This window comes from Niastella sp. OAS944, assembly GCA_024809215.1.
Lineage (GTDB): Bacteria > Bacteroidota > Bacteroidia > Chitinophagales > Chitinophagaceae > Niastella.
Window position 1 is genome coordinate 483841 of the sequence record JANUBW010000001.1, and the last position, 24521, is coordinate 508361.

A 24521-nucleotide genomic window follows, 5' to 3' on the forward strand; every position below is an offset into this window, starting at 1 on the left:
ATACTTATTTATAGAAGGGATTTTGTGAGAGGTTGGGATTGGCAGCCAGCTCATTTATATGAATGGGCAGGAACCATGACCGCGGATCGGCCACCCGCGCTTTTGCCAACGCCCGCTCCGACACCAGCCGGCTTGTTACTATTTTATCAATAAGCAATTCAGGTCTTCCATTTTTGCCAATTCGTACAAGGTCGTACCAGCGTTTACCTTCCATGGCCAGCTCCAGCGACCGTTCCAATAAAATAAGATCAACAAGTGAATTGGTATCGGTGCTTATAAGGTTAATGTCGTAGATGGGCAAATTAGCACGGGAACGTACTGCATTGATGAGTTCAACAGCTTCGGCTTTATCGGCATCTTCGAGGTGACTAAGGGCTTCGGCCCGCATCAACATTACATCGGCCAACCGGTAAATAATGAAGTTGGCATCGTCGGCCGAGCGACGCAGGTCCAGGGTGCTAAGACCAACATATTTCCAGTACGTTCGTCCGTTTGTATTTGAATTATAGCTTGCCTCCAACCCACGTACTTCGTCGGGCGCATTGGCATCTTCGTACAACTTTAAATGATTGGGGTTAACTATAAAACGTTCCGAAGCATAACCCAGGCTGTTTGTTTCCCGCAACAGGTAATCGAACTGCACTTCAAAAATCCCTTCTGTTGAATTGCGAAGAGAAAATATATCGAACCAGTTGGCGCCGGGCACTAAACTATAAAGCGCTTTATTGTCTATTACTTTTTTGGCAGCAATAGCAGCTTCCCGGTACTTGGCCTGCCATAAGTAAACATCGGCCAGCAATGCATACACGGCACCTTTGGTAGCGCGGCCTCTTGTTTTAAGATTGGTTTCATATTGAACCGGTACATTTTGCTCTGCTGCCTGAAGGTCCGTTTCAATGGCAGCAAGCACCTCTTCCGCGGTTGACTTGGGTACTTTAAAATTAACTTCATCATGAAGTGGCGGTTCCAGCACCAACGGCACATCGCCAAAAGTTCTAACCAAATAAAAGTAAGCCAGCGCCCGTAAGAAATGCGCTTCGGCAACGATGATATCACTTTCCTGTTGTGTAAGCCGGCTATCGAGTTTAGTGATCGGCGGCACCTTGGCAATTACCGTATTGGCCGAACCAATTACCTGGTATACATCGCCCCACCTGAGCGCCCAAAGATCGTTGGGGTAAGTAAGTTCATACAACCAGGTTTGGTCGTTTTTACGGGTGATGGGCGAAACGAGGTCAGCCCTTGCTTCACCCCATACCAAAAACTTTTCTACACAATCCTGTAACTGATCGTATACCGAAACGATGGCTGCATTGGCATCTTCTTCGCTGCGGAAGAACTCCTGTTCCGTTAACGAGTCTTCCGGGTCCTGCTCCAGGAATTTTGTACACCCAACAAACAGTACCAGCATCAATACCAGCATGCCGGTTATCTGCAACCTATATGATATGCTATTTAATTTGTTCATCACTTAAAATTTGATATTGATGCCAAGGGTATAGGATTTTGATTGTGGTGTAAGGCCCCTGTCCACACCAATAAAACTCGGACTGCTGCCCAAACCAATTTCGGGATCGGCGCCGGTGTAGTTGGTCCAGGTAAATACATTGGTGGTTGTAAAAAATGTACTCAGGTCTTTGATCTTTTTAAGTTTCGCCAACAGCGATTTGTTAAGCCTGTAACTGATGGTAACATATTTAATCCGCGCATAAGAACCATCTTCTACCCACCGGGTACTGGCCATATTGTTGCGGTTATCGTTACGAAGCGCCCTTGGCATATCAGTTATATCGCCTTGTTTGCGCCATCTTTTCAGTACCGAAGTAGCAGCGTTATTGGTGTACATCATGTTCTCCAGCTCAAAGCGCATTCCGTTAATAACGTCATTTCCGTACTGGTACTGAATAAAAAAGCGGAGGCCAAAATTTTTATAATCGAACGAGTTATTGAGGCCGCCAAAAAACAAAGCATTGGCATCGCCTATTTTCACACGGTCCTGGTTGTTAATGATACCATCGTGGTTAAAATCTTCGTAAATGGCATCACCGCCCTTGTATACATCACCGGTTTCACTGCCAATGCGCATAAGGCGTGGTGTAACACCATCCAGTTCGTACACTACATTGCCGTTTATATCATGTACCGCCGCATCCATATCTCTTGCATAAACGCCATTAAAGATCAACCCATAGTAAGTACCCAGCGGATCACCCTCCTTCACCTGTGAGGTAAAGTTGCGGTAAGCGGCATCGGGCGTGGTAATGGTACCGCCTGGTAAGCTGGTTACTTTGTTGCGGTTGAGGCCCAGGTTAAATGACACGTTCCATCTGAATGAACCGGGCTTTTTCCCTTTTATGGCATCGTAACTGATATCGAGCTCAACGCCTTTATTCTCTATATTACCCAGGTTGCCCAGTACCGTTGGATTGCTTACAGACTTATCGCCTGTTTCGAGCCCTGAGGAGGAGGGAATGGTATACCTGTACAACAGATCTTTGGTAGTGCGCACATAGGCTTCGGTGGTAATGGTGAGCCGGCTTTTAAACAATTCCATATCAAGACCAAGGTTGATGGTTTCATTTGTTTCCCAGCGAAGGTTATTCAATGCCGGCGATCTTAAACTCACCCCGTTTAAACCGCTATAATTATCGCCCGAAGTAAAGGTGCTGATGAACGCATAATTGGGAATGCCGCTGTTCCCATTCTGCCCCCAGGCAAAACGAAGTTTCAGATCGGAAATGGCTTTTACATGTTCAAGAAATGGTTCACTTGAAAGACGCCAGAAAACGCCGGCTGAAGGAAAGTTGGCATATTTATTTCCTGCGCCGAATTTTGATGAGCCATCACGGCGAACGGTAACATTTACACCGTATTTATCATTGTATATGAAGTCGGCCTTACCAAATACCGATACAATGGTCTCTGTTTGCCGCGATGATTTTAACTGTCTGGTATTGGCAGCTGCATTGAGCACCTGCAACTGATCAGAGGCAGTGCCGTTGGCATAAATGCGCAGTTCGTTTGAATTGAATTTATTGAACGTATTCCCTATTAAAAAGGAGAGTTTTGAATTTTTAAGTACGGCGCGCGAATAGGTGAGCAGGTTATCTACGATCATTTGCATGCGCTCAAATTCGCGTGAGTCTAACCGGTTAAAATTCCTATGGGTAAACACTTCGCCTGTTGCTTCGGGTGGCAAAAACAAAAAGCCTTTTTCACCCACAAAATCAAGTGAAGCATTACTTCTGAATTTCAAACCCTTTAAAATGTCTAACTCGCCATATACATTCGGTTTCAGGTTGGTACTAAAGGCATCGTTGGTTACCAGCAATGCCTGTGCAACCGGATTGTCGCCTTCGTTATGAAAACCTGGCAGGGCAGCATAACTGGGCAGGATGTTGCCATCGGCATCTATATCGTACACCGGTAAAGCGGTGGAGCGGGTAAGCGAATTAAGGTACGGATTACCATAGCCATAGTTAGCATAGTTACTCACCTTACTGCGGGCAAAAGAAACGTTTGCGCCAAACCGCAGTTTATCAGACACATTGTAATCGAGGTTAAACCTTCCGGTGTACCTGTCGTTACCTGTATTTTTGAACGAACCGGTCCTATTACTATAGGAGGTACTAAAGTTGTAGCGCATGGTTTCGCCGCCACCGCCTACCGACAGGTTATACATTTGGGAAAAACCGGTTTGCCTGATCTCTTTTATCCAGTTGGTGTTGTTTTGAAAGTATTGATAAGTAGGCAGTGTAGGATCATCAACCAGTAACCGGAGATCGGAGTTATTGGGGTTGATGTTATTCCTGTTTTGCTCTCCTTCCAATCGCATTACCTTATAACTGGGGCCATCCAGCACAGGAATATCAGGCGGTGCCTGCTGCATGCTGAACTGTGTATTGAGTGAAATATTTGCCGCCCGCATTTTGCCGCGTTTGGTGGTTATAACAATAACACCGTTAGCCGCGCGGGCGCCATAGATGGCAGTGGCATTGGCATCTTTCAAAAAATCGATGCGTTCAATATCATTGGGGTTTAAATCGGCAATGGGGTTTACCTGTGCCACCTGGCTGAAGTTGGTATTGGCGGGGTCGAAGTTTGCGGCATTCTCGAACGGCGTTGAAATAATAGGCACGCCATCTATTACATATAAAGGACTATTGCCTGCCGACATAGAACCTGCGCCGCGAATGCGGATATCGACACCGCTACCGGGGTCGCCTGAGCCATTGATGACCATAACACCCGCTGCCCGGCCCTGTATCATTTGATCGATGGATGTAGCCGGTTGTTCGGCCAGCACATCGGCTTTTAGTGAGGTGATGGCGCCTACTTTATCGCGGGCCCGCATTGACCCAAAACCGGTTTGAATATTATCTTTTATATTGGAGATCACGATCACCTCATCCATTTCTTCCTTTTTCTTCGGCTTTAGCTGTACGTTAATGACCGTTTTGTCGTTTACAGCCAACGTTTGCGTTTCAAAGCCTATGTAGGAAAACCGCAATTGATGTTTTGTACTGGAGATGCGGATGGTATAGTTTCCGTTGGCATCGGAGGCTGTTGCATTGATCTGCCGGTTGTTTTCATTTAATTCAACCAGCGTAACACTCGGCAGTCCGGCGCCTGAAGGCGATTCGGTGATCTTTCCTTTAATAACGATGGGTGCGCTGCTTTGGGCTATAAGCTCATGCCAGGGGAAAGCGATGAGCGTAAGCAGAAAAAAGAACCTGTAGGTAATGTGCATTTGTTTCTTCATAAAGGCAAAAGTTTAGGGCTTTATCAGTATGACGCAGGCATCAACACGGTTTCAATCCTGTACACGTAACCGTTGGTAACGCCTGCTGCACCGCGGTATTCAGCACCTACTTCTGCCACTATACCGCCACTGCTTTTAACCGATACTATATTATTGGCCGTTGTAAAAGCAAGTGAATTGTTGGCATAATCGGTAGTTTTAGATCCTGTTAATGCACTTCGGGCGTTATTGGAACTTATTACATGGTGTTTTACAATATTGATAAACTGCGCATCCGTGAGCTGCACACCGTTCAGCGTCTTTTTTCTTACGTTAATGCCTGCATTGGCAAAAGCCACATTGGTGGGCGCAAAAAAGGTAGCGGCTTTTGAAGTGGCCGTATAGGCGGCCAATAAGTTCGCCGATTGTATGGCTTCCACAAAATCGGTAAACTCGGGATTGGTCATAATGCCGCCAATGGCGCTTTTCAATTTGTCTGACGGGGGAAACGAAGTATTGATAACATGCACCACTCCATTGCTGGCCCGCTTGTCTTTGGTCACCAATTTATCGGCGGAAAGAGCAGGCACTATTTCTCCATTAACAGACATCAGCACTTTGGGGCGTGCTATAAGGTCCTGCGATAATACAATGCTATCCTTTATAAAATATGATTCAAGAAATGCCTGTACATATAACCTTGGCAGCTTTTTAACATCATTCTCAAATCCGGGAAGTACCGGAGCCAGTATAGTATTCATTACATCATTATCGGGTATCAAAAACGTTGTGAACACGGGATCGCCACCCTGGCTTTCAGGCGCTGAATTGGAAACATATTCAAGTGATGTGTTAATAGCTGGCAACAGCGGATAATAAGTATAGAATACCGAATCAATTTTGCCATCGCGGTCGCTATCGTAACTATTGAAGCGGTCGTATTGCTTACTGGCCAAATTTTGCATCATGCGGTAAAACGTACTGTTCGAAAATTCTGCAGCTAAGAGTTGCTCAGCATTTGGCAGCGGTACCAACACTTCACCAATTCCATGGATCACGCCATTTTCTGCATCCAGGTCCTGCAGGCTGCTGATAACAGAAATTCCATTTACTTTAAAAACGTCGGTGGCAGATACATCTATATTCAGGAACTTGTTGTTCCTTGTTATATAAGTAACTTTTTGCGAAGTAATAAACCGGGTCCTGAAATCATAGTAATACCACATATTATTGGCTATGTGGTAGCTGAGAATAAAGAATAACGTGTTCACAGGAACGTCGTTGATAGAGCTGTATCCCATTTTCTGGAAATACTTTTCAAAGGCCTCATTGGTGGGAGCAAACACCGTATACAAACCTGACACATTCACATACTTTACCAGGTCGGCCCGCTCTAAACCGGCAGCGAAGGTGGTGAAATTGGGATCGTTTTTTACTTTGTCGTATATAAAGCCGGTTTTGGGATTCTCTTTAGACCAATACTTGTCATAGCCTTTTTTACAACCGAAAAGCAAAACAGCAAAAAGTACAGGCAAAAGAAGCCCATTGAAGCTTTCAAACTTCCGTTTAAAAATTATTGTAAACATTAAGAAACAGACTTAAGGTGATAGCTAAGAGTTTGTGATCAGTCGCCTATAGGAATGGCCGTATTTACACCTGTAGCCGCAGCGGTACCAAAGTTTGGCGATCCATCTGCATTCCAGGTTAGCTTCTGCATTCTTGGCGACCGGGCTCCATTGGTAGTGGCAGCTACGCTACGTGCATGGTATACAAACCAGTTCTCCGTATGCAATGCACCGTTACCATCGGTATAACTACTGGTAAAAAAGCCGTTGTGCCCTGGTCCGTAAACCGAGTTGGCATCGTTTCTTACAAACACCTGCTTTTTATTGATCCAGTCGGCGGCTACAGTGGGATTGCCGCCGCTTTTTAATTGTATTTGCGCCAGGCAGTAATTGTCGCTGCTGTAACGGCTGGCGGAGTATATTATGAATACCGGGCTGTTGGCATCTTTTTGCAGCATAATGGGGCCTTCGTTAACACCGGCGCCCTGGGAATTAGGTTCCCATTTCTCCCAGGTATTGGTAGGTGAAGATATTTTAACACGGGCACCGCTGATCGTCCAGGGGTTCGACATGGTGGCCAGGTAAATATATTGTTTGTATTTAGTAGCTACATTTTCCCAACCCGACCAGATGAAATAATTTTGAGAGCCAATGGTAAGTACCGAACCATCGATGGCCCACTGATCACTTGAATCGAATATTTTTCCTTTGTACGTCCATGTTCCGGTGGTAGGATCGGTATTGGGATTCTCCAGTACAAACATGCGGTGACTATCATCACCGCCATCGTTAGCAGCAAAATAAATATACCACTTGCCAGAGAGGAAATGTAATTCGGGCGCCCAGATATTCGAGGAATGATCTGTACCGGCAGGTGGCGTCCAAACCGTCTTTTCTGTCATGGCCGCCAATAACGACATGGAGGGCGTTTTTGTAATGGTGATCCTGTTGCCCTTGGTAGAAAGGAAATAATAGTATCCGTCTTTTTGTGCAACGTACGGATCGGGCCGGCTGGCATTGACCAACGGGTTCTGGAAATTGAGATTGCGGAATTCAAAAAGGTCCTGCGTGCCTGTTACGCTGCTTACCTGCCTTATCTTTCTGCCCGGCGTACTATCATCAGGATCTACTACCATTTTCATTCCTGTGGCTTTATTTACCAGGGAAAATACATTGCTGCTACCAGAATAGCTGATTGACCAACGTTGCGCATCAGTCGCATTATCGGTACCCTGTGTTAAAATATCACCGGAAGTGACGGAGGGCGATTGCAGGCATTTGTTACTGGTTACATTCACCAGCTTATAGTAAGTGGCGTCGGTTTTTATAAGTTTCCATTTTTGCCCGTTATTGGGAAACCACGACCATTGCTGAATTTTGGCAGCATCGGCGGTGGAGTTGCCGGTAACTTCAACTACCGGGCCACCGGGTAATGATGATAAACCGCGGATACGATAAACGGCGCTATCTACCAGGGTACCTAATGGCGGGGCGGCATCTGCCGTCGCAACTCTTGTTTGTTTGGGTATTAGTTCATTAACAGTTGTAAGACTGTCGGAGTGGGTCTTTAAGCAGGCAGCCGCAAGTATTGCAATGGCCGCACCAGCTGTAATAAATAATTCTTCTCTCATAAAGCAATCGTTAGTGGTGAATAAGCAGGAAGATGGCAGTTCAAAATAAAAGAATAGGCGCAGTATAAACTGTTCAACTTTTTGTTGATTTGTCCCATGCTTTAAATTGATAATACATATGTATATGTGGGTTACATTAATGCTACCGGCTATACCGAAAATGAAAAGGGCCGCCCAAAAATTATTTTGAGACAGCCCTTTATTTTTGCGGTATTTTAGAGAACCTGTTTAGAATTTAAACGATACACCGAGTTGTAAAGGAGAAATACCATATCCTACTTCGGCATACCCCCCTATATGATCGTTAAACATATAGCGACCACCGGCATGCAGATCAATGGTAACCGAGCCGCCCGAAGATTTATAATCATAGGTAGTACCTCTTTCATCATATTTTAACTTATAGTGCCTGTATATAAGTCCGGTGCCACCATACACATCCAGTTTTGGATTATCAAGATCAAGCAATTCGCTAAAATGGTATGAACCTCTTACCTGAAACATAAGATAGGTGTATTTCCAATCGTGATAATATTTGCGTTGTACAAAGCCAAAACCAATACCAGCGCTTATGTTTTTGCTAAAGCCGTGTTCAAACGAAGCAGTTACCGGTAAGCCGCCGGTTCCATACAGGCCATAAGTTCCAAGCCCAATGCCGGCATTCAGGAAATTAACGCCATTCACATCGGTAAAACCGGCGCTGTTTGATGATTGTGCGAATAAATGGTTTTGAGCGAACAGAAAGCATACTACAAGTGCAAGGGACAAACTTTTCATTTCATTTTGTATTTGTGCCGCGAAAATAATCACCGGCTATAACGGACACCTGTCAATTCGGGCCAATTGATTAAAAAGAGGTTTGAACTGCAGTAGTAGTGCTTCGAATCATTTTATCACCATTTTCTTCGGTTTTCATCAGTCGCCGGCTAAGCCATCCCTTTAAACAGATCCAGGTGCGCTTTAGTATAAATTGAGCGAACAGGTATTTCTAAATAAAATCAGTTTAGCCTGATAAGAAATTTGGGCTAACTTCAAATCCCAAAAACAAATATCGAATCTATAAAGAACTATGACTAAGTTTTGGCTTTTCTCCATTGCAATGTTTTCAATTTGTCTGAATCAGGTAAACAATCCTTCTCCCAAACTGTCATTGAATGACGTTTGTACAGATTATAATTCTCTAAATACTAAAGTTCGTGATGGCTTAATTTCAAAAAAGGAGGCGTTAAAAAGAATACAGGAGCTGATGCCCCTGATAAGAAAATACTATTATGAACACGGCGGTCGAGATTATCCCAAAACAACCTGCACATTTCCACTTCAGAACTATGATCACAAAGCTATCGGTGGAACAAAAGGAGAAGGATACTTTGCATCGGGATACGATTTTTTTGATGGCAACAAACATGGCGGACATCCGGCACATGATATTTTTATCAATGATAAAAACCAGGACTGTCTTGATGATAAAACCAAAAAACCGGTAAACGTGCTGTCAATGACAGACGGTATTGTGGTTGCAGCAGCATCAAGCTGGGACACATCTAGTAATTTGCGCGGCGGTAAATATATTTACATTTATCAACCATCAACCAACAGCTTTTTTTACTATGCGCACAATAGTGAAATTTTAGTTCATTTGTGCGACATAGTTAAGCCGGGTCAGGTAATTGCGCAGGTTGGGCGAAGTGGTTTGAATGCATACAAGAAAAGATCACCCACCCATCTTCATTTTATGCAGCTTAAATTAGATAGCCTGGGATATCCCAGGCCATTTAATCCTTACAAAGACTTATTGACTACCATATCAAAATAGGGCCGGAAGCGGCTTTCCTTTTACCAACAGTTGTAAAAGAAGATCGAATCGCTGCTCATATTTTGCGCTAACGTTCCCCTGCTCATCAAAAAGCTCGGGCCGCTGAATGGGGAGACTATAAGGCAGCGTCCAGGCGCGGAGTGCTTTAGCCACTGCGTCCATGGCATTTATTCCCTGCATGGCCTGTACCCCATCGGCCCAGCAAACCAACGCAATAGTTTTTCCTGTAAGGTAGGGCGTTGCTTCTTTTGCGCTTAGTTCGAGCCAATCGAGGCAATTCTTCATAACGCCGGGTATACTACCATGATAGAGTGGCGCCAACCAAATATGCACATCGGCTTCCCGAAACATACGGTTCATCAGTTCAGCGCCTGCCGGAACTTTGTTCATGGTTACATCAAAAAGCGGAATGCCCGATTCGGCAATATTGAACTCCATACTTTCTACCCCCCTGGCGCTAAGCTTATTGGCAACGTGTTCACACAGTCGCCCTGCCGTTGAATGCGGACGCCGTTCCAGCGCTCCGTTAAAGATCATTGCTTTCATTCTTAGTTCAATTATTTGCCTACACTGTTCAATGCCTTCTCATAGTTCTGGCTTATCACATCCCAGTCAACCACCTTCCAAAAAGCATCTATGAAATCAGCACGCTTATTCTGATATTTCAGGTAGTAAGCATGTTCCCAAACGTCGATGCCCATAACCGGAATACCGCGGTTGGTAAGGTTTACATCCATAAGCGGATTATCCTGGTTGGGCGTACCAGCCACGCCAAGCGATCCGTTGTATTTTACAAAAAGCCAAACCCAGCCAGAGCCAAACTGGCCAAGTCCCGTCTTTTTTATCAGTTCCTTCAGCTCCTCTAAACTGCCAAAGGTTTCATTGATGGCCTGGGCCAGTTTACCTTCGGGGGCAGTTTTAGGATTGGGCGAAAGCGTTAACCAAAACAGAGAGTGGTTATAATGACCACCCGCATTGTTGCGTACAGCCACTGAATACTCACTGATCTTAGCAAGGATCTGTTCCAGTGGTTTTAATGCAGCATCGGTTCCGTCCAGTGCTTTATTAAGGTTATCGATGTATGCCTGGTGGTGGCGCTGATGATGTATACGCATGGTTTCCTGGTCGAAATGTGGCTCCAATGCTTCATAAGCATATGGTAATGCCGGCAATGTGTGCTTCATAATATTAATTTACCAAGTAATTAGTTGGCAATCTACAAAGCATTTTAATAAAACAAGCAAATAGTTGTTTTATTTATTTAATTTTGTCATCAGAGGAAGACAAATATGAAACAAAGTGCATCTGACAGGATCTTGTTTTTATTGAAACAGCGGGGCGAAGCGTCTGCTGCTGTAATTGCGGAAGCGCTTTCGATGACCAAGGAAGGCGCCCGGCAGCATTTGGTAAAACTGGCCGAACTGGGGCTTGTTGATACGGTTATTAAAAGCAGCGGTGTTGGCCGTCCCAATACATCTTATCTCCTAACAGATAAGGGAATTGAAAAATTCCCCAATACCCATGCTGATCTTACCGTACAGTTATTACAATCCGTTAAAAACCTGTTGGGTAATGATGCGCTGGATACATTGATAAAGGACCGCGAGCAGCAGACCTATCAACGCTATAAGCAGGCCATGGAGGCCGCTCATACTTTACCTGAACGCGTAGCTGCACTTGCCGCAATAAGAGAACAGGAAGGTTATATGGCAGAATGGAGCCGGGATGGCGACTCGTATTTGCTGATAGAAAATCACTGCCCCATTTGTGCAGCGGCAACCGAATGCCAGGGATTTTGTAATGCAGAACTGAATAATTTCAGGCAACTGCTGGGTAAAGAATATAGTGTAGAAAGGACCGAACATTTATTATCCGGCGCAAGAAGATGCGCTTACCGCATCAGCTCCACTGCGCTATAAAAAATCGGCTGGTTTTTCACTTAAGTGAAAATTTGATCTGAATTTTAAAAAGACTTTTGATGCTCAAACAAATACAATTTATGAGCATCTTAGGTATTGCACATACAGTTATTTCAGTTGTTGCCCTGTTAGTTGCAGCAGTTAGTTTATCAAAAGACGGAGCTATAAACCCATTTTCAAAATTGGGAAAACAGTATGGTATATTAACAGTTATTGCCTGCGTTTCTTCTTTTGGACTTTCCAGCAGCGGGCACTTTAATCCGGGTCATGCACTTGCTATTTTAATACTTTTATTATTGGGAGTAGCCTGGTTGTTAGGTAAGAAGAAGAACCCCATCTCTCAATACGTTGTGCTATTTTGTACATCTACCACTGTTTTCCTTTCCCTGGTGCCGGCAGTAAATGAAACTTTATCGCGTTTGCCAATAGGGCACCCACTTGCCGACGGCCCTACATCGCCCATTGTACAAAACTCATTAAAGGTGTTGTTGGTATTGTACTTAACCGGACTTACCATCCAGATGTTTAGATTGAAAATGATGCTGAAACAAAAATGAGGTGCCTCTCACCGCAGACCATGAACTAAAAAAATGCCCCCGTAATGTATTGGGGGCACTTCATTTATCGTACGTTTTTCTCCAAAGCTGAACGCAAAAGACGGTAAAATTCAGTGACCGCTTTATCCTCTTCAAGCCAGGGTAGATGTCCGCATTTTTCAATAAAATTGATTTGGGTTTGCGGCAAGATATCTTTGGTTTCGTAAACTGTAGATTCACCTACAGGATCCTGCCTTCCCTGGATAACAATAACCGGGTTCTTATATTTTCTTATATTTTTAATTCTGGTAGTTTCTGTGGCTATATAACTCTTCAGGGCAAACTTAGAAACATCTGAATAATTGGGGTTGGTAAAGGTACTATCAAATAGATTTCTTGTAGCGACCGCCCGTTCCCGACTGTAAAAGTATCCCGGCCAAATACGTATCATATGAGCTAAAATACCAGTGGCATTTTTTCCTTCTTCTTTATCTTCTTTGTGAAGACGCATATTGATATTGGAATTGAAATAAGCGAAGAATTTAGAACTAATGCCCCCCGACCCCAGCAAAATCAACCGGTCAACTTTTTCAGGATATTTAGCTGCGTAAGCGAAGCCCAGCATGCCGCCCCATGAATGCCCGGCAATGATCAACTTTGACAATTTCAAATGAATTCTTAACGCTTCCAGGTCTTCTACATGTTTGTTTGTAGACATGTTTATTGAATCAACTTTATTCATTATGGATTTACCTGAGCCACGTTGGTGTGGAATGATAAAACGGTAACCAGGCATTTGCTGGCAAATGGGTACAAGGTAATTGGGATTAAAGCCAGGGCCACCACCCAATAATACCACCGGCATTCCTTCGCCATATTCATTTACATGAAGCTTTACGCTATCGGGCATAGTAATAACGTAACTGTTTTGAGCAAACAGTTGCATGAGTGTAAGCGTTAGCACTACTGAAAGGAAATATGCTTTTTTCATTTATGGGGGTCAATTATTTTTATTGATGCGCAAAACTATCCCTTCAACCCTGATCTTTCATTTACATATTTAATAGATACGGTTTGTTTTTTAATAGTGCATTCCCGATGCGAGTGAACCTTGCGGCAGGAACCTTACCTGTACAACGGTACCGTTGCTTGCAACTATGCTTGTTTCTCCTTTTATACTTTCTGCCAGCCCCTTCACCAGTTTTAAACCCATGCCAAAATTGTTTTCGTCAGCATCTGGAAAGCCTGTTCCATTGTCTTTGATGATAAGACTGGCTATACCCTGGCTGATTGAAAAGGCTACATCAATTTCGGGGTACGGAATAGTTTTATCAAATGCATACTTGAATGAATTAGTGATTATTTCATTTACCATCAGTCCAAGGGGCACTCCCTGCGAAACATCGAGCTCAATAGGTTCAATATTCATTGTAACAGCCACAGAGGTGGTATTACCAAGTGCTTCCTGCAAATATTGCACAAGTTCGGTGAGATACACTTTCATATTAACGGAAGACAGGTTCTCTGTTCTGTAAAGTTTTTGATAAAGGAGAGACGTGGCGTATATCCTGTTCTGGCTGGTTTGTAACGCAAAATGTGCATCACCAGTAAGGGAATCTGACTGTAGTTCAAGAAGGCTTACGATGGTCTGCAAATTATTTTTAACGCGGTGGTTCACTTCCTGTAGCAACCACTCCTTTTCCGTGACGAGGTGTTCAAGGCGCTCATTTTTCACGGCCATAGTTTTATTGTTCCGCTGCTTAAGCTGGTATTGCCGGTAAAGCAAACCAATAACAGCAAGGGCGAGTATAATACCTACCATAGTGATGTTGCGGATCAGGTGGGCCTGGCGCAGGTTGGTAGACTGAAGGTTTGTCTTTTGCGTAAGCAAAGAAATGGAATCCGCCTTCTTGGAGGTTTCGAATTCTACGTCCAACTGCTGGAACTGGCGGGTCTTAACATCATCGTGCAATGAATCGTTCAGCGTTTTGTATTTGAGCAGATCGTAAAAAGCAGCCTTATAATTTCCTTCGGCCGAATCAACCCTATAACTGATATCATACCGCGAAACCCACTCGGGAGAGGTGGGCAACAGTGATACGGCCATACATTTATTCAGGTACAGGCGCGCTTTGGCAATATCATGTTCTTTCAAATAATACCTTACCAATGCTATACAAACCTGGTTGGCCCATTCCGCAGCCAATGTGTTCCCTTCTGTCAGCTTCTCCAGGATGACGGAATATTTATGCGCTTTTTTTAGTTGCTTCTCAGCATGGTACGCTCCCATGTATATCATTCCCAACAAGGCATTTACCTTGGCATTGGAAGAGTCGAGCAAGCCTTTGGGAAGCGCATTTAACAGATCGAGGGCTTTGCGGGGTTGATTAACGTCGAGGTAAGTACGGCCAAGGATATACACCATTAGTAATGCATTGGCGCCATCGTTATGCCGCAAAGCAACAGCCAGCCCTTCCTGGTAATAACCGATACCGATCTCTACCCGGCTGGCACTTCTGTATAACGAGCCAAGCAGGTTGTTAATAGTAGCCACCTGCATAGTTGAATCGTTGGTTGCCTTTACAGCTTTCAATGCAAGTAATGCATATTCGAACGCATGCTTATAATCGCCCTGATTATTACAATTCCTGCCAAGGAGTTCATATACATCCTGCAATTTCTTATGGCCAATGGCATTATACACAGTCACAGCCTGCAAAAGATATCCATTTGATTCTGCATATTCTTCCTGTATGCTATAGAGATCGCCAAGCGTAGTAAGCGCCCACCCTTCCAGCAGTTTATCACCTGCCTGGTGAAAAGCCAGTACAGCAAGCCCTGTAATGCGTATGCGCTCCTTGCGTTGCTCAGCATGTGAATAATCGAAATAGGCCTGTAGCTCGAAATAAGCAAGACCCAGCAAACGTTGGCTATTGCTTTTTTGCAATAAGGGAATAGATTGCTCAACGGCTGTTTGACCTTCTTTTCTTTTACCTTTCTCCGTTAGCATAAACCCTTTCATGAGCAAATGATGGCCGGCCAGTGCTGTCGACTGCACCGTTCTATTTAGCCTTTCAGCCTCGGTTAAACAGGTATTGGCACTGTCGAGGTCTATTGCCAATTCACCCTTCTTCCAAATGTGGTACTCGGCAAGGTGTATCAATGTTTTAATTCGAGTATGTACATTGTTGGTTTTGGCCAGCACCTGCCTGAGTGAGTCGGCCTGGCCCTGAGTGAAATCCTGGGCAGCAGCCGAACCAACTGCTAAGGTGATGATAAGGAATAACAGGAGGCGCATGAGAATGCAGTTTAAGAATGCAAGATACGTGCGCAGACAGGTAATTGTCATTAAAACCAGTTACTGGTCAATATTTGTTCCAGTTGCCTGATCTCATTGGAATATGCCGACTTTTTCCGTTTGCCGAAATGCAGGATATTTTCTACGTGTGGACTTCCCTCCCAGGCCAGCTTTACTGATTTAAGCGCAATTTCTTTTTTGGCAAGAAAATCGGGTATCACTGCGAAGCCTTTGCCATTACTTAAACAACGTAGAATAGAAGAGAAATAAGGAACAATATAGTTGGGTTTAAGATCTGGCAGGCAATCGAAATTTGCCATCCAAAAACGTCGCAGGTGTTCCATGTCGGCCGCCGTAGTGTACCAGATCTGCTCTTTCAGCCATTGCCTGATTGCCATTCTTTCATCGGCCAATACAAGTTTATCAAATTGTTCTGTATCTGTTTCACTGCCACAGATCAAAACGATACGTTCCTTTGTAAACGGTATATATTCCAGGTTGCGCTGTTGTCCTCTTTGCGGAGTCAATATCAGATCAAGCTTTCCCGTGTCAAGTTCATGCAGTATTTGATGATACTCGCCAAATCGTAACACCAGGTTAAAAGGCAATTGCGCCAGGTGCGCTTCGAGGGTGTATTTAAAGATCTCGAACCCCATGCCTACTCCAAGGGTCGGCTTCTCTACTTTGGAATTCCTATGGAACAATTCCTCTGCCGCCTCCAATTTGTTTATAGGGTCTATTATACAATTATACAGGATAGTGCCCCGCTCGGTAGGTACCATCTTCTTTGTTACCCTTTCAAACAAACGGTATCCGGTATAAGCTTCCAAAGAGTTTAGATGAACGCTCACGCCGGGCTGTGAAATAAAGAGCAACTGTGCCGCCGTAGACAGGTTTCCCGTCTCATAAACTGCTTTAAAGGTCCTGAACCATTCCAGATTCAACATGGCTTAAGGTTTTTATATTGACTATACTTGTGTCTTTACATTAAGCCATTTAAATGCCATTTGCCGGCAAATAACATAATAATTAAAATCAGCGTGCGAAAGTCACTGAAAAGTAATCAGTTCGAAAATTTGTAGAAGGAGAAAGGGAAAGAATAAATACACAACACTCCGAAAAATTCGGAGTTGACCATAGATAACTCCTAAATTTTCGGAGTTGCATATTTTAGCTTCGGGCATCATTCAAATATCTTCCCGCCTTATATTCAGCTTTGCCATTTTTGATTCCAGCGTTGTAGGTTTAATATTCATTAGCTCTGCAGCACCATTTACCCCACGGATACGGCCGTCTGCTTTTTTGAGCATTGAAATAATATATTCTCTTTCTGTTTCTGCCTGAACGGTCTTCACATCTTCAAGCGTTTTAATAACCTTCGTGGCCAATGCTGTTTTGTCTGTTAGCTTTCGTTTCAACTCCAATTTCGAGCGGCCGTCATTAAGAATAGCCGACTGCTCAATAACATTTTCGAGTTCCCTTATGTTTCCCGGCCAGTCATAAGCCATCATCTCTTCCATCATTGGGGCAGCAATGCCATGGAATGGTTTATTGAATTCCCTGCAGAACTTTTCTGCAAAATAAATGGCCAGTTCATTTATATCACTTCTACGTTCGCGCAACGACGGTAGTGTAATAGGAAAAACATTAAGCCGGTAATACAGATCGAGCCGGAAGTTCCCCGCAGCCACCGCTTTCTCAAGATTCCGGTTAGTGGCGGCAACTATACGAACATTCACTTTTATAATTGAGCTTCCGCCTATACTTTGTATTTCCTTCTCCTGTAAAAAGCGTAGAATTTTCACCTGCATCTCTGGCGAAAGTTCACCGATCTCATCTAAAAAAATAGTTCCGCCATCTGCTTGCTCAAACCTGCCTTTTCTTTTTTCTGTAGCGCCGGTAAATGCGCCTTTTTCATGACCAAACAATTCCGACTCTATTAGCGTAACAGGAATGGCCGCGCAATTCACTTTTATGTAGGGTGCATTTTTTCTTGGCGACAATAAATGAATGGCTTGAGCCAGCTTTTCTTTACCAGTTCCACTTTCCCCCAGAATTAAAACCGATGTATTGTAAGAAGCCACCTGTGCAGCCTGGTCCAACGCGCCCAACAAAAGATGATGGTTACCGATGATACTCCGGAATTCCGGATAGTTCACCGTTTCGCCCTGGATCTTTCTTACAGAAGAAACCTGAGCCTGGGTTGAAGTGGCCATATTTCCACCATAGTTCATTTTTTCAGCTGCTTCTGTCAAACTCGTTCTCAAATGGTTTAATAAGTCAATGTGATTATTGGTGTATATATTCCGTTGACGGCTATAGAAAAAGTAGTGGAACGATAATCCATTGCTTAGTACAACAGGAAAAACCAGGTATGATCGCAAATTGAATGTTTCGATCAAAGTTTTTTGAAGAGACGGAACATTCGGCTTTTCACTGGCCAATTCATTGTCGTAGATGATAGGGTCTATATCTGCATGGCTGTTTGCAAGAATTACAGACAGCGCCGTTCTCGTTATATTAGTTATCGTTAAAAGTTCTTCTTCGCCAATATACTGGTATTCATCGAACCCTATACGTAAATACCCTTTATCATTGAATTGCACAGTATTGAGTGGTCTAAGTCCCGATGTTATAAGATCGAATGGTATATAAGATTGTATGATGCCGGCGATCTTCAATAACTTTTGCCGGCTATCCGAGATCTCATTGCCAACTTCCGTTATCTGTTTGTGTAAAAGTATTTCCTGGTTTGTTTTTGTTTCAAGGCTATGTGCATGACGGTACCACGCAATATCCAACATTACCAGTAAGTCTTTTTTCCTGAATGGCTTAACCAAAAATCCGTAAGGCTCGGTCATCTTTGCCTCTTCCAATACTTTTTGGCCCGAATTGGCCGACAAATAGACAAACGCAATGTTTTCAGATCTTAATTTCCTGGCAATATCGATACCCGAGCGCTCCCCTTGTAACCTGATGTCAAGCAATACAATATCGGGCCTGCTCTTTTGCAGGCAAGCTTCTGCTTCTTCAGCTGAGGCTGCAATCCCACTTACATCATAGCCAGACCGCAGTAACACCTGCTGCAAATTATTGGCTACAATAAATTCATCTTCCACAATGAGCACTTTTTTCTTCATAATAGTAGCTACTTAAAAGTTAGCATATATTTAGAAACAATTGAATATACAGATCAAAACTACGGTTAACCTGGTTTCTTAAGATAAAAAGATCTGCCTATTTAGCCATTCTATTATTAAAAAAATACGGACCACTATTACCGGGCTTATTTTTCCCCCTGGTAATCTTGTCAATTTCCATAGAACGATGGGGCAGCCATACTTTTTACAAAAAGAATAAAAAAAGCACCGAGGCAAAAGCCGTTGGTGCTTAAATAAAGAATGGGACTGACATCTAAAGCTGAAACGACATCTTTAAAGATCACTTAAAAGAGCCCGCATTTGAACCTTTATTGAATTTTCTGCAAACCCCTATCAAAGACCCTCCATTTGAATAGCGATATCATCACCTTATTCAGTTTGGGCAGCTCTAAGGATCACTTCGGCCACTATCGCAGGTTTTGACAGCATAACCACGTGACTCGCAGGGATATGGTAAGTGGTAGCACGAATGTTCTTTGCCATCTCTCTCTCTAATTGTGGTGAAATCATTTGATCATTGTCTGATACGATAAAATAACTTGGTTTGTTTTTCCACGCCGGATTGGAAACTTTGGCGCTTATGGTACTAACGTGAAAACGCCCCTGCCCGGCAGCAAGTACTTTGGCCTCCTTCTGTGGAAGGTCCTGTGCGAAATGTTTGATTATCGTTTCCTCTTTAAGTCTGATGTAACCATCAGTTACGATGGGCTCTGCCAACCCCGGCACATTGGGTATCTTTCTCACACCGTGTGCATCGTTGCTGATACTTTCAACACTCTGTCCCTCATCTGGAGCGTAAGCAGCTACATACACCAATGACTTTACTTTTTCATTGTTACCGGCCTGAGTAATGACCACGCCGCCCCATGAATGCCCCACAAGTATTACTTTTCCGGGTGCTTCAGCTATGGCCCGTTCAACAAACGCCACATCATCGTTTAAAGATGTAAGTGGATTTTGCACCGCTATGGTCTTGTATCCTTTTTCCTGCAAAATCGGTATCACCTTGTTCCATGACGAACCATCGGCAAAGGCGCCATGGACCAGTACGATCGTTGGTTTTTCTTCCTTGCCGGAAGAAATTGGCTGCTGAGGTGCCTCCGTAAAAGAAATAACGGAAAGGCTCATACATATCAATATCGCCCCCGATATTAATAATAGTGATTTTTTTACTTTCATGATGTTTGCATTAATGATGTTACAAAAATATTTAAGAGTCAAAATTGACAACCAGGCCGCGATTGGAGAAATAACCTGATTGATAGTTCCGGATATAATTTTAATAGTCAACAACACAACTATTACTTTTTTAATCACAACGATTAATACAGTGATTTTAGAAATCAAACTATTGCACTGAGCTTTGATGTGAACAAAAGAGATTTATGAAAGCATTATTGTCGTTAGTTTTTATTTCGCTGGTCGCCTGCCAATCATCACACAACCCACCACCATCTGGTACAGCAGGAAAAGACAGTATCAAAACCGGTGGAAGTAAATTAATAAGCGTTGATGGAAAATATAAAGTTTGGACCAAAAAGGTTGGCGAGGGCAAAATAAAGGTATTGCTTCTACATGGCGGACCAGGTTTCACTCACGATTATATGGAATGCTTCGAAGACTTTCTTCCCAAAGAAGGTATGGAGATCTATTATTACGATCAATTGGGCTGTGGCAATTCAGATGTACCTACCGACACGTCGTTATGGAATATTCCACGTTACGTGGAAGAAGTTGAGCAGGTAAGGAAAGGATTGGGATTGGATCAATTTTATATCGTGGGTCATTCATGGGGAACGCTGCTGGCAATGGAGTATTTATATAAATACCAGTCGCATGTAAAAGGAGCCGTATTCTCCAATATGACTGCCGGCATGCATGATTTTATAACTTATGCAGAAACACTAAAGAAAAAGTTTTTTACGGCAAGGGATATCACCGTTTATGATTCCCTTGACAAAATTGGCGCCTATAGTTCACCACAATACACTGATCTTTTGATGAACAAATTATATACGCAGGTAGTATGCCGGATGCCTTTAGAGCAATGGCCGGAACCGTTAACCCGCGCATTCAAAAAAGCCAATTTGAACATCTATACCCAAATGCAGGGCGTTGACGAATTTCATGTAACAGGGAGTTTTAAGAACTGGATATTCTGGGACAAACTACCGGAGATAAATATCCCTGTGCTGGTATTGGGCGGTATGAAAGATGAAATGAATCCCGACGACATGCATAGAGAGGGACAACTCATTCCCAACAGCAGAACATTCCTTTGTACGGAAGGGAGCCATATGGCAATGTACGACGATCAGTTAGCCTATTTCAACGCGCTCATTACGTTCCTTAAACAGGTTGATGAGGGCACGTTTAAAGGTGATCTAAAATAGATAAAACAATACCATTATAAAACAAACACAATGAAAAACAAAACGCATTATCACTTCGCGAAGATCAGCGGCATCGATATCTTTTACAGGGAAGCAGGCCCTGCCAATGCTCCGGTGTTGCTGTTGTTACACGGCTATCCAACTTCTTCACACATGTTCCGCAACCTGATCAATGATCTTTCGGACAAATACCATTTGATCGCTCCCGATTACCCGGGTTATGGCAGAAGCGAACAACCACCCATGGCCGGTTTTGAATACAGTTTCGCAAACTATGCCCGCATCATAGAGGAATTACTGAAGCACCTGGGTATCGAAAAATTCAGCCTGTACCTGATGGATTACGGCGCTCCCATTGGTTGGACGATCGCCTCGAAATATCCCGACAGGATAGAGAGCATCATTGTACAGAACGGCTGTTGCTATGAAGAAGGATTGGAAACGTTTTGGGATCCCATCAAGGCGCTTTGGAAAAACAGGAACGATAAGGATGCCATTAAGGCCTGCCAGGCTTTTCATGCACCCGAAGGATTGAAATGGCAATACACACATAATGTTCCGGATGCAAACGCTATATCACCCGACAACTGGGAAATAGATCTCCGGCACCTGCAACGTCCTGAAAACGACGACATACAGATAGCGCTGTTTTACGACTACCAAAACAACGTAAAACAATATCCCAAATGGCAGGAATACCTGCGTACAAAAAACCCGGAGATGCTGATCGTTTACGGCAAGGACGATTATATTTTCCCTGGTGTTGGTGCAGAAGCATTTAAAAAGGATGTTAAGAACCTCGAATTTCATTTATATCCAACCGGGCACTTTGCATTGGAAAGCTTTGGCGATGAAATTGCGGCAACCATCAAGGATTTTTTAGACAGAAAAGTAGGCATGTGAAACGTAATTGTTATACCAGATGAGTGCGGCGATACACTATGGGATGATGTGTTGGCCCAATATGAGGACCTGACAACAAAGATCAATAAACCGGGAACAACCAAATAAAAAAAGGCAATGAATTATGCATCATTAGCATTTACAGATGCGGTCAGGGATATGCAGGAAAAATTGGGTAGCCGTAAAAGCTATGCCCGTTTGGAGAAAAGAAGCTATGTGGATGGCCTTACGGAAAATGAAATTGTTTTTATCTCGAGCCGGGATAGTTTTTATATGGCCTCCATTGGAGAAAATGGCTATCCGTATATACAACATCGGGGCGGCCCCAAGGGATTTATTAAAGTACTGGACACAAAGCGCCTGGGCTTTATTGATTATAAAGGGAATGCCCAATATATTACGGTGGGTAACATTGCCAACAATAACAACGTGGCGTTGATCATGATTGATTATCCCACAAGAACAAGATTGAAATTGTATGCTAAAGCCAGGATCATCGAGCTGGAAGAAGATCCTGTGCTTTATGCACAACTTGACCTGGAAGGATATCAATTTCGTCCTGAAAGAATGATGGTATTTGATGTAGATGCCTACGATTGGAATTGTCAGCAACACATCACACCCCGTTATTCCATTGAGGAAATCAATAAAGCTTTCGCTTCACAAAGCGAATACATTTCACAACTGGAAGAAGAAATAAAAAAATTAAAAGAGAAACCCTTGGCTGACCAGTAATATCAAAACTTATAAAAATGAAAATCAGCCGCATATTAAAACAAAACAGTCAGCTCCCCGGGCCGGCGCCATTCCATATTCATTCCATTCAATCGCTTCTTGAAAGAAATAAAGAAGGAGAAGCGCCACTTTTTTTCGACGACATGTACCTCATTATTTGGATAATAAAGGGCGTTGTAGAAATAAGTATTGACACAAATAAGCTTCTTATTAATGAGAACGTGGTTCTTTATGTAAAACCCGGCCAGCTTTTTTCCATGGGAGTTGATGAAGATGCAAGGGGCTATATGATCTCTTTTGCGAAAGATTTCGTTGACTTAACTGAGATCACATTGGCTGGGTTATTTCACCCTTCTCATTTTAACCGCAATGACTTTATTCCAATCATCCATATTTGGGGTGATGCAATAACCTCAATGGTATCTTTCGCAGACAACATGATACAGGAATTTAATAGTGTGCTGGATCTGCGTTCAGATATTCTGAAGGGATACCTGAAGATATTCCTGATTTATTTGTGCCGGCAATTACAGCAGGAACGCCAGGGAAATTACTGGTCACGGAGATCAGATCTGGTAAATCTGTTCCTTGCAAGACTGGAGAAACATTACGCTTCAAAAAAGATGGTGAAAGAATATGCTGAGATCTTAGGAGTATCGCCAAGCTATCTGAACGGTGTGGTTAAAAATTTGTCGGGCCACACAGCCAGCCATCACATACAGCAGCGCATTGTTTTGGAGGCGAAACGCAGGGTCCTTCATGAAGGTTATACTTTAAAGGAGACAGCTTATGATCTGGGATTTGGGGACCCTGCTCATTTCAGTAAGTATTTTAAGAATTGTTCCGGCATAAACTTTACCAACTTCAAAAAGGGATTTTCAATGTAAAATGAATCATCTTTTTAAAAAACATAACCATGAAAACAGCCTGGCTTCTTCTGGTCTTCTTATGTGGCGCCTTATTGCCTTTACAAGGTGGCCTCAATGCAAAACTGGCAAAATCAATGGCAAGCCCCATTTACGCCTCCATGATCTGTTTTATAGTAGGGGCAATCACCATGGCTCTGTATGTTCCCTTCACAAAAGAAACATTCTCCTGGCAACTGCTTAAGGGCAGTACACTTATTTCGGTTTTGGGCGGCGGTATAATTGGTGCATTTTTTATTACGGCAAGTATGCTGGCGCTTCCAAAGTTAGGCATGGCCCTTACGTTCGGGCTTGTAGTAGCCGGACAGGTAATGATCTCCGTATTGCTCGATCACTTTAAGATTCTGGTTGCAGCGCAACACCCTATAAACATTTGGCGCGGCCTTGGCATGCTGTTGATCATTGCGGGGGTTGCTGTTGTAGAAAAATTTTAATACATGAATAAAAAAAGTTGAATTGTTTGAATTACGCAACGATCTGTTTCAATATGGCAGCCCACCTGCCCTAATTGGAAATTAGCTTTGTGTAATAAAACAAATCATCATGAAAAATGAACAGGAAAAAACAATAGAAGAAACGAAAGCGTATATCGGTGTATGGGTCACTGCAGACAGACATATTCGTCATGAATTACTACCTGATAACAGGTACGACGAGGACCGCGGCAGTCGCAAAAGCGCCTATCAGGGAAGTTATAAAGTAACGGGCAACCACATTGACTATAAAGATGATACAGGATTTACCGCCGATGGTGAATTTCGCAACGGCATCTTATACCATGCCGGCATGGTACTTTATAAAGAAAATAAAGAGTAAACATCAGGGCTAAAAGGCTGCACCTGCGTTAAGGAAAACCTATGGCCGGGATCAGACATACTATCCGGCAACAGGTTTTCC

Annotated in this window: 21 protein-coding genes; 9 read left to right on the forward strand and 12 right to left on the reverse strand. The window is 43.3% G+C overall.

The window, feature by feature from the left end:
- Positions 1 to 4: 4 nt before the first annotated feature.
- The 5 genes from GGD38_RS01875 to GGD38_RS01895 all read right to left on the reverse strand — a co-directional run bounded on the left by GGD38_RS01875 (position 5) and on the right by GGD38_RS01895 (position 8714).
- On the reverse strand, positions 5 to 1468 hold the full coding sequence (locus GGD38_RS01875; protein ID WP_375299727.1) for a RagB/SusD family nutrient uptake outer membrane protein: 1464 nt from the start codon (positions 1466 to 1468) through the stop codon (positions 5 to 7).
- A gap of 3 nt (positions 1469 to 1471) precedes the next feature.
- Positions 1472 to 4762: a SusC/RagA family TonB-linked outer membrane protein gene (locus GGD38_RS01880; protein WP_375303763.1), complete on the reverse strand. Its 3291-nt coding sequence runs from the start codon at positions 4760 to 4762 to the stop codon at positions 1472 to 1474.
- A gap of 23 nt (positions 4763 to 4785) precedes the next feature.
- Positions 4786 to 6327: a fasciclin domain-containing protein gene (locus tag GGD38_RS01885; protein WP_375303764.1), complete on the reverse strand. Its 1542-nt coding sequence runs from the start codon at positions 6325 to 6327 to the stop codon at positions 4786 to 4788.
- Positions 6328 to 6365: 38 nt separating this feature from the next.
- Positions 6366 to 7937 (reverse strand): family 43 glycosylhydrolase, encoded by a 1572-nt coding sequence (locus GGD38_RS01890; RefSeq protein ID WP_375299724.1) that lies wholly within the window; start codon positions 7935 to 7937, stop codon positions 6366 to 6368.
- Between the two features lie 228 nt (positions 7938 to 8165).
- Positions 8166 to 8714 carry a hypothetical protein gene (locus GGD38_RS01895; protein WP_375299723.1) on the reverse strand — a complete coding sequence of 183 codons (549 nt, stop codon included), beginning with the start codon at positions 8712 to 8714 and terminating at the stop codon, positions 8166 to 8168.
- A gap of 469 nt (positions 8715 to 9183) precedes the next feature.
- Here GGD38_RS01895 and GGD38_RS01900 point away from each other — a divergent pair, with 469 nt between their 5' ends.
- Complete coding sequence (locus tag GGD38_RS01900; protein WP_375299722.1) at positions 9184 to 9753, forward strand: M23 family metallopeptidase; 570 nt, start codon at positions 9184 to 9186, stop codon at positions 9751 to 9753.
- On the opposite strand, the gene GGD38_RS01905 is transcribed toward GGD38_RS01900, so the two are convergent.
- Both GGD38_RS01905 and GGD38_RS01910 read right to left on the reverse strand, forming a co-directional pair.
- Positions 9745 to 10299: an NADPH-dependent FMN reductase gene (locus GGD38_RS01905; RefSeq protein ID WP_375299721.1), complete on the reverse strand. Its 555-nt coding sequence runs from the start codon at positions 10297 to 10299 to the stop codon at positions 9745 to 9747. The two genes, GGD38_RS01900 and GGD38_RS01905, sit on opposite strands and share 9 nt — an antisense overlap.
- 11 nt (positions 10300 to 10310) lie before the next feature.
- Positions 10311 to 10937: a superoxide dismutase gene (locus tag GGD38_RS01910; RefSeq protein ID WP_375299720.1), complete on the reverse strand. Its 627-nt coding sequence runs from the start codon at positions 10935 to 10937 to the stop codon at positions 10311 to 10313.
- Positions 10938 to 11042: 105 nt separating this feature from the next.
- Here GGD38_RS01910 and GGD38_RS01915 point away from each other — a divergent pair, with 105 nt between their 5' ends.
- Positions 11043 to 11672, forward strand: coding sequence for a helix-turn-helix transcriptional regulator (locus tag GGD38_RS01915; RefSeq protein ID WP_375299719.1), 630 nt, complete (start codon positions 11043 to 11045; stop codon positions 11670 to 11672).
- Between the two features lie 80 nt (positions 11673 to 11752).
- On the forward strand, positions 11753 to 12229 hold the full coding sequence (locus tag GGD38_RS01920; protein ID WP_375299718.1) for a hypothetical protein: 477 nt from the start codon (positions 11753 to 11755) through the stop codon (positions 12227 to 12229).
- Positions 12230 to 12293: 64 nt separating this feature from the next.
- On the opposite strand, the gene GGD38_RS01925 is transcribed toward GGD38_RS01920, so the two are convergent.
- From GGD38_RS01925 to GGD38_RS01945, 5 genes are all read right to left on the reverse strand, one after another.
- Positions 12294 to 13199, reverse strand: coding sequence for an alpha/beta fold hydrolase (locus GGD38_RS01925; protein WP_375299717.1), 906 nt, complete (start codon positions 13197 to 13199; stop codon positions 12294 to 12296).
- Between the two features lie 90 nt (positions 13200 to 13289).
- A complete protein-coding gene (locus tag GGD38_RS01930; protein WP_375299716.1) occupies positions 13290 to 15506 on the reverse strand; it encodes a histidine kinase dimerization/phosphoacceptor domain -containing protein in 2217 nt (738 codons plus the stop codon).
- 50 nt (positions 15507 to 15556) lie between these two features.
- Positions 15557 to 16453, reverse strand: coding sequence for a LysR family transcriptional regulator (locus GGD38_RS01935; RefSeq protein WP_375299715.1), 897 nt, complete (start codon positions 16451 to 16453; stop codon positions 15557 to 15559).
- Between the two features lie 240 nt (positions 16454 to 16693).
- The gene (locus tag GGD38_RS01940) at positions 16694 to 18646 is read right to left on the reverse strand and encodes a sigma 54-interacting transcriptional regulator (protein ID WP_375299714.1); all 1953 of its coding nucleotides are present in this window, start codon (positions 18644 to 18646) and stop codon (positions 16694 to 16696) included.
- Between the two features lie 390 nt (positions 18647 to 19036).
- Positions 19037 to 20014: an alpha/beta fold hydrolase gene (locus tag GGD38_RS01945; protein WP_375299713.1), complete on the reverse strand. Its 978-nt coding sequence runs from the start codon at positions 20012 to 20014 to the stop codon at positions 19037 to 19039.
- A gap of 38 nt (positions 20015 to 20052) precedes the next feature.
- On the opposite strand from GGD38_RS01945, the gene GGD38_RS01950 reads away from it, so the two are divergent.
- The 6 genes from GGD38_RS01950 (at position 20053) to GGD38_RS01975 (ending at position 24440) form a co-directional block, all read left to right on the forward strand.
- On the forward strand, positions 20053 to 21060 hold the full coding sequence (locus tag GGD38_RS01950) for a proline iminopeptidase-family hydrolase (RefSeq protein ID WP_375299712.1): 1008 nt from the start codon (positions 20053 to 20055) through the stop codon (positions 21058 to 21060).
- A 30-nt stretch (positions 21061 to 21090) separates the two neighbouring features.
- Positions 21091 to 21963, forward strand: coding sequence for an alpha/beta fold hydrolase (locus GGD38_RS01955; protein ID WP_375299711.1), 873 nt, complete (start codon positions 21091 to 21093; stop codon positions 21961 to 21963).
- A gap of 117 nt (positions 21964 to 22080) precedes the next feature.
- Complete coding sequence (locus GGD38_RS01960; protein WP_375299710.1) at positions 22081 to 22698, forward strand: pyridoxamine 5'-phosphate oxidase family protein; 618 nt, start codon at positions 22081 to 22083, stop codon at positions 22696 to 22698.
- Between the two features lie 17 nt (positions 22699 to 22715).
- Positions 22716 to 23585 (forward strand): helix-turn-helix domain-containing protein, encoded by an 870-nt coding sequence (locus tag GGD38_RS01965; protein WP_375299709.1) that lies wholly within the window; start codon positions 22716 to 22718, stop codon positions 23583 to 23585.
- Between the two features lie 29 nt (positions 23586 to 23614).
- Positions 23615 to 24058, forward strand: a complete 444-nt coding sequence (locus GGD38_RS01970; protein WP_375299708.1) for a DMT family transporter — start codon at positions 23615 to 23617, stop codon at positions 24056 to 24058.
- A gap of 109 nt (positions 24059 to 24167) precedes the next feature.
- Positions 24168 to 24440, forward strand: a complete 273-nt coding sequence (locus GGD38_RS01975; RefSeq protein WP_375299707.1) for an Atu4866 domain-containing protein — start codon at positions 24168 to 24170, stop codon at positions 24438 to 24440.
- The last annotated feature ends 81 nt before the right edge of the window (positions 24441 to 24521 follow it).